At 60.3% G+C, this 6,177-nt stretch carries 6 protein-coding genes and 1 pseudogene; all 7 read left to right on the top strand.

Annotation, left to right across the window (positions count from 1 at the left end):
- The first annotated feature begins 82 nt into the window (after positions 1 to 82).
- Positions 83 to 652 (top strand): NADPH-dependent FMN reductase, encoded by a 570-nt coding sequence (locus FLO80_RS20595; RefSeq protein ID WP_036562765.1) that lies wholly within the window; start codon positions 83 to 85, stop codon positions 650 to 652.
- 94 nt (positions 653 to 746) lie between these two features.
- Positions 747 to 2,018 (top strand): LLM class flavin-dependent oxidoreductase, encoded by a 1,272-nt coding sequence (locus tag FLO80_RS20600; RefSeq protein WP_081894016.1) that lies wholly within the window; start codon positions 747 to 749, stop codon positions 2,016 to 2,018.
- Positions 2,019 to 2,101: 83 nt separating this feature from the next.
- Positions 2,102 to 3,004, top strand: coding sequence for a transporter (locus tag FLO80_RS20605; protein ID WP_081894015.1), 903 nt, complete (start codon positions 2,102 to 2,104; stop codon positions 3,002 to 3,004).
- Positions 3,005 to 3,070: 66 nt separating this feature from the next.
- The gene (locus tag FLO80_RS20610; RefSeq protein ID WP_036562760.1) at positions 3,071 to 3,949 is read left to right on the top strand and encodes an MBL fold metallo-hydrolase; all 879 of its coding nucleotides are present in this window, start codon (positions 3,071 to 3,073) and stop codon (positions 3,947 to 3,949) included.
- A gap of 53 nt (positions 3,950 to 4,002) precedes the next feature.
- Positions 4,003 to 4,740 carry an SDR family oxidoreductase gene (locus tag FLO80_RS20615; protein WP_197055933.1) on the top strand — a complete coding sequence of 246 codons (738 nt, stop codon included), beginning with the start codon at positions 4,003 to 4,005 and terminating at the stop codon, positions 4,738 to 4,740.
- A gap of 77 nt (positions 4,741 to 4,817) precedes the next feature.
- Positions 4,818 to 5,519, top strand: a complete 702-nt coding sequence (gene ribB / locus FLO80_RS20620) for a 3,4-dihydroxy-2-butanone-4-phosphate synthase (protein WP_223145526.1) — start codon at positions 4,818 to 4,820, stop codon at positions 5,517 to 5,519.
- A 153-nt stretch (positions 5,520 to 5,672) separates the two neighbouring features.
- Positions 5,673 to 5,987, top strand: a pseudogene (locus FLO80_RS23280) (SDR family NAD(P)-dependent oxidoreductase); the annotation flags it as partial.
- Between the last annotated feature and the right edge of the window lie 190 nt (positions 5,988 to 6,177).

The following is a 6,177-nucleotide window of genomic DNA, read 5'->3' on the forward strand; positions in this document are numbered from 1 at the left end:
CCTAATTCTTGTCGATGCTGCGAAACGCCAGAGAGCGTGAGGCGGCGGCTCGACTGAAGGTCTAGGGAGGACATCTTCAGTGATGAGAGAAAAGAACCGCCCCCTGATTCTGGGGGTAGGTGGAACTTTGCGGAATCAGTCCACCGGGCAAAAAGCCCTGCACCATGTGCTTGCACGAGCCGAGGAGCGCGGTGCCCGCACAAAACTGATTTCCGGGCAGGCGCTGAACCTACCGCTTTATTCGCCCGAGTCTGCCGAGCGCAGCGCGGCCGCCCAGGAGATGATCGCGCTGATGCGCGAATGCGATGGGCTGGTCTTGTGTTCTCCCGCCTATCACGGCTCGGTCTCCGGGCTAGTGAAGAATGCGCTCGATTATACCGAAGACATGAACCGCGATGCCCGCGTGTATTTCGATGGGCTGCCGGTGGGCTCGATCGCTTGCGGCGCAGGTTGGCAGGCCGCTGGTCAAACGCTGTCCGCGCTTCGCGCCATTGTCCATGCGCTGCGCGGCTGGCCGACGCCAATGGGCGGGATGATCAATTCCACCCAAAAAGTCTTCGATGACGCGGGTGTCTGTGTGGATGCCGCCGTGCGCTTCCAACTCGACACAATCGCCTATCAGGTCACGGAGTTTGCCATTCGCAAGAGTTGAATGACCCGCCCGATTCGCTTTGGAGGTGGAGGGCGGGAACATCGGAAAGACATCGCCCCGGCGTTGATACGTAAATCAAGAAAGGAGAAAACACATGCGATTTGGAGCGTTTCTGCTACCGGCTGCGGCCGCGAAACACGATGAGTTACAATCAGAGCAGTACCCAGGAGCCAACCCGACTTACTACCAGCGGTCGCTGAACGAGCACGCCCGCGTGATCAAGCAGCTCGAAGACCTCGGCTTTGACTTCGTCGCCTTTTCGGAGCACCATTTTCATCTGGAAGGCTTGGAGATTTCAAACAATCCGATCCTGCTGGGTTCCTGGGCCGCCGGCTTCACCAAACGCATCCGCATCGGCCAGATGGCCACCGTGCTTCCGGCGCGCAATCCGATCCTCGTGGCCGAGGATTTGGCGATGCTGGATCATTTCTCCGAAGGCCGCATGCTCACCGGCTTTGCGCGGGGCTATCAGGCACGTCACGTCACCACGATCGGCCAGAAGAACGGCGCCGTGGCGACCTTTGCGACCGATCCCGACTACGCCGCCAACGATGCGCGCAATCGGGAACTCTTCCAGGAATCCTATGACGTGATCAAAGGACTCCTGAACAACAGGACCTTCTCGTATCAAGGCAAGCATTGGCAGATTCCGCCCGAAAACGTGAAGTGGGATCACCCGAAGACCAAAAAAATGGCGCCGGACATGGTTGATGGCGATATCCTGAAAAAGATCGGCATCGCGCCGAACACCCTTCAGGATCCCTCGACAATCGAAATGATGGTGCCCTTCACGCTCAGCCCCAACACCATGAAATGGGCGGCGCAGGAAGGGGCCTGGCCGATCGTCTTCACGCCCATCGACGAGACGTTGCGGATGTGCCTCGATGCCTACCATTCCGAGGCAGTGGGCCGCGACCCCAACGTCAAATGGGGTCAGAACGTGGGTCACTTCCGCGACATCGTTGTCGCCGATACCGACGAAGAGGCCTTCAATATCGGCAAGGACGCGCTTGGCTATATCTGGACCGGCTGGCACGATCACTTTGGCTTCAACGAGGCGCTGCGGCGCCCGGGCGAAGAGGGGCCGATCCCCAACACCTATGAATCGATGGTGGATCGCGGCTTCGCGATTGCCGGCTCGGTAGATACCGTGGCCGCCAAGATGGAGAAGATGATCGAGACCTATGGCATGGAAATGATCGTGCCCTGGATCGGCGTTGGACCGGGCCCGGTCGACAAACTGCTGCGTTCGAACGAGTTGCTGGTAGAGAAAGTTCTACCGAAGCTCGGCATCAAGCTGGAACAGCGCAAGCCGACCTTCCGCAAAGAACTGCGCGAGGGCACTTGGCGCGATCAGCCGCTGTGAGGTGGCACCGCCCGGGAAATAAATAAAAAACTCCCGCAGTGCTGCATTAGTGGCGGTGCTGCGGGAATGAAACCAATGGGAAGATGACGATGAAACAGTTTTTTGGAAAGGTTCCCCACATTGCGACTATTGTGACTTCGGTTGCGATGTTCGGGTCACTCGGGGTTGGCGAGGCGCTTGCTGCCGACGCGCAGCCGCGCGATTTTCTGCCGGCTCCGGCGGGCACGCATCTTGGGCTGCTGTATAATCTCAATAGCTCGTCCGACACCTTCGTTGATGCCAACGGCAACGAAGTTCCCGGATCGGGCCTCGACACGCATATCGGCATCGCCCGCTATGTATATTTCTTTGATGTCGCCGGCGTGCGGGCGGATATCAACGTGGTGCAGCCCTTCGGCGGCCTGAGCAATATGTCGCTTGGCGGCTCGCCCCTGAACAGCGACGACTTCAGCTTGGGCGATACCTCGATCGTGGGCACGTTCTGGCCGCTCAATGATCCCGAGAACAACCGCTACTTCGCGCTGGCCACATACCTGACCCTGCCTACCGGCGAATACGACGCGAACGTGGCCTCTCTGGGTTCGAACCGCTGGTCGGTGACTGTACAGCCTGCGTTCTACTTTAACATTTCCCCGCAATGGTCGGTGGACCTGGTTGGTGACGTGACAATTTACGGAGACAACGATGACGGCCCGGGCGGCATAAAAATCGAGAAGGATCCCAACTTCACCGCGCTTGGCTGGCTGAACTATCATGCCAGCGAGGCCACCACCGTTTCCTTCGGCATCAGCACCACACATGGCGGTGAGGAGACGTGGGGGGGGGTTAGCCGCGGCGATAGTCAGGTAACCACCGTGCGAGCAGCCTGGTCGCAGATGCTGAACCCCACGACCCAATTGGTCCTAGAAATTGGGACCGATGTCGAAACCGAGAACACCTTCAAACGCGACACAGCAGCCTTGGTACGGCTGGCCAAGTTCTTCTGAAAACGCGTTTTCCAGGGGGTCGAAATTTCTTCGCAAGAAACACTGTATAGATAAAAGGGGGCCAAAATGGCTAATGATCACGCATTCCAGCAGGTGCCGGGCATTTACCGCAGGCGCGTGGGCGACTTTGTGGTCACGGCGATCAACGACGGTATCGTTCCGGTGCCGGCCGAGGTAATGGTCGGCATGGCGCCCGACGAGGTGAAGAAAACCCTGGAAGGCCGCTTTCGCCCCGGCGATCCGCATATTACCATCGGTGCCTATCTGATTGAGAAGGGCGGTTCGCGCACGTTGGTGGACACCGGTGCACGCAATCTGATGGGACCGACGCTCGGAAAGGTGGTTGACAATCTGGCGGTGGTTGGGGTGACACCCGACCAGATCGACCGCATTGCCTTGACCCATATCCACGCTGACCATGCCGGCGGTATGCTGGACGACGACGGGGCTGCGATCTTCCCGCGGGCCGAAGTCTTTCTGTCGGTAGACGAAGAGAAACATTGGCTTGGGGGTGAGCCGCCGACCGACGAAGTGGGCGTATCCGAACAGGTCAACTCCTACGCGCCACAGCTGCGCAAGGCCTATGGCGACCGCTGGCACGCAATCGGCGAGGAAGAGATCATTCCCGGCATGCGCCGCGAAGCCTTGCCGGGCCACACCCCTGGCCACAGCGGTTATCACCTGTCCAGCGGTGACGAGGAACTGCTGATCTGGGGTGATATTACCCACGTGCCGGTGGTGCAGATTGCCCGTCCCGACGTCGGTCTGGCTTTTGACGTGGACGTCGACCTTGCCCGCAAAACGCGGCATCGTATCCTGGATCGTATTTCTGCGGACCGTCTGGCCATCGGCGGGATGCACCTGGAGTTCCCGGGCTTTGGTCATGTGGTGCGCAATGGATCGGGGTACGAATACGTGCCAGATTTGTGGATGCCCGACATCTGAGAAAACATGTGACCGGCGCGGCTGGTGTTGCCGCGCCAACCAAGGAGGCGGCGATGCAGGGCGATGTAACCAATGGCGGGGAAACGCAGCGGGCCAAGGTCGCTGTGGTGACTGCGGCGAGCTCGGGCATCGGGCTGGGCGCGGCCCGCGCATTGGCGGCGCGCGGCTGGTCACTCGTGCTGATGTCGCGTTCGGAAAAGATCAAAGCCGCGGCCGCGGAACTGGGCGCAACGGCCCTGCGCGGAGACGTGACCAACGATGACGACATCGCCCGGCTCATTTCGACCGCGATGGATCTTCACGGACGGATTGATGGCGCCGTCATCAATACCGGCCATCCGCCCAAGGGAGAAATCCTGGAGCTCACCGACGACGACTGGCACACTGCGATGGAAATCATCCTGATGCCGACGGTTCGCGCGATGCGGCACCTGGCCCCGATTTTTGCGCGGCAAAAGTCGGGAGCGGCGGTATCGGTCTCGACCTATGCCGCACGTGAACCGGAACTGACCTATCCGTTATCGGCGGTCTTCCGGGCCGCGTTGTCAGGCTTTCTCAAGCTCTGCGTCGCCCGCCACGGCGGCGAAGGCTGGCGGATCAATGCCGTGCTGCCCGGCTTCGTCGACAATTATCCCAGCAAACCCGAGGCGCTGGCGAAGATCCCGATGGGGCGATATGCGGCAGTCGAATATGAAATGGGTGCGACGATTGCCTTCCTGCTTTCCGAAGACTCCGGATACATCACCGGCCAGGGCCTGCTTGTGGATGGCGGGCTAGTCCGGGCGATCTAAAGGGAAGGAAAGCGAATGACCCAAATCGCAGGAAAGACGATCCAAAGCTACTGTACTGGAACTGCCGAGGTAACCCAATGAACACGATGGCGAATGTAGTCAGCCTGAATCTGCTGGAAGGCGAGATCGTTTCGCCGATTGTGCTGGATAGGGTGGAGGATGCGATCACCGCGATTGCGCGCGGCGAGATGGTGATCGTCGTTGATGACGCTGACCGCGAGAACGAGGGCGATCTGATCATGGCCGCTGACGCGGTCACCCCTGCCGACATCAACTTCATGGCGACCGAGGGGCGGGGGCTGATTTGTGTGTCACTGTCCGCCGAGCGCCTGGAGCAGTTGGACCTGCCGCAGATGGTGGGGAACAACACCGAGTTTCTCAGCACCGGGTTCACAATCACCTGTGATCTGCGCGAAGGGACAACCACGGGAATTTCGGCGTCTGACCGGGCCAAAACCATCCGTGCGCTGACCGACGCCAACCGCGTGCCGGGCGATTTCAACCGTCCCGGCCATGTCTTTCCGCTGCGCGCACACCCCGAAGGGGTGCTTGGACGTCCCGGACACACCGAGGCATCGCTGGACCTGTCGCGTTTGGCTGGGCGCTACTCCGGCGGCGTGCTCTGCGAGATTGCGCTGGCCGACGGCGAAATGGCGCGACTCCCCGACCTGGCGGCCTTTTCCCGCCGTTATGGGCTCAAGTTGATCTCGATTGAGGATCTTATCGCTTGGCGCCGGGCGAACGACAGGGAATCCGAAATCGGAAACACACCGTCCTGACCTGGCGGGACTGTGTGCACGGCCTGACGCCCTGAGCCAGCCACGAACTGAGGATTTGATATGAGCGGAAATCAGGTTTGCGTTGTTGTCGGCGCCCGTTCCGGGTTGGGATTCGCCGTGGCCGAGGAAATGGCATAACGCGGGTATGATCTGGTGCTTTCGTCGCGCAATCCCGAAGAGGCCGCCGAAACGCTGCGCGCTCGCCATGACGTGCGGATCGAAATTGTGCCCGGCAGTGTTGCCGAACCCGCGGTCGCGGCTGCATTGGCAGAAACCGCCAGCGGTCTGGGCGGGGCCAGTGCCTTTCTGCTCAACCACGGCGGACCGCCGGTCAAGCCGTTGATGGCCATCACGGATGAGGATTGGTCACAATCGTTCGAAATCATGGTGAATGGCCCTTTGCGTGTGCTGCGGGCGTTGGTGCCGCAAATGCAGGAAGCCGAAAGCGGACGGGTTGTGGCGGTGTCGTCTTGTCGCGTAGCCCTTAATTGTGAGATGGGAAATCCAACGGGGAGTGGACAAAACATGGGGGTCATGCGGCGCGTTTTCTGTTTGCGACGGTCAGCCGACCATCGAGAACTGCGGCCCTTGTGACGGCTACTCGGTGAGCCCCTTTGGGCGACCACCGCATCCTTCTGCGCTTTCCCATGCGGGCATT

This window comes from Aquicoccus porphyridii, assembly GCF_008369105.1.
Classification (GTDB): Bacteria; Pseudomonadota; Alphaproteobacteria; order Rhodobacterales; family Rhodobacteraceae; genus Aquicoccus; species Aquicoccus porphyridii.

What these genes read in the sequence shown, in the direction of transcription:
- FLO80_RS20595 (WP_036562765.1), top strand. Translation starts at nt 83, where the DNA reads ATGAGAGAAAAGAACCGCCCCCTGATTCTGGGGGTAGGTGGAACTTTG.
- FLO80_RS20600 (WP_081894016.1), top strand. Translation starts at nt 747, where the DNA reads ATGCGATTTGGAGCGTTTCTGCTACCGGCTGCGGCCGCGAAACACGAT.
- FLO80_RS20605 (WP_081894015.1), top strand. Translation starts at nt 2,102, where the DNA reads ATGACGATGAAACAGTTTTTTGGAAAGGTTCCCCACATTGCGACTATT.
- FLO80_RS20610 (WP_036562760.1), top strand. Translation starts at nt 3,071, where the DNA reads ATGGCTAATGATCACGCATTCCAGCAGGTGCCGGGCATTTACCGCAGG.
- FLO80_RS20615 (WP_197055933.1), top strand. Translation starts at nt 4,003, where the DNA reads ATGCAGGGCGATGTAACCAATGGCGGGGAAACGCAGCGGGCCAAGGTC.
- ribB (WP_223145526.1), top strand. Translation starts at nt 4,818, where the DNA reads ATGAACACGATGGCGAATGTAGTCAGCCTGAATCTGCTGGAAGGCGAG.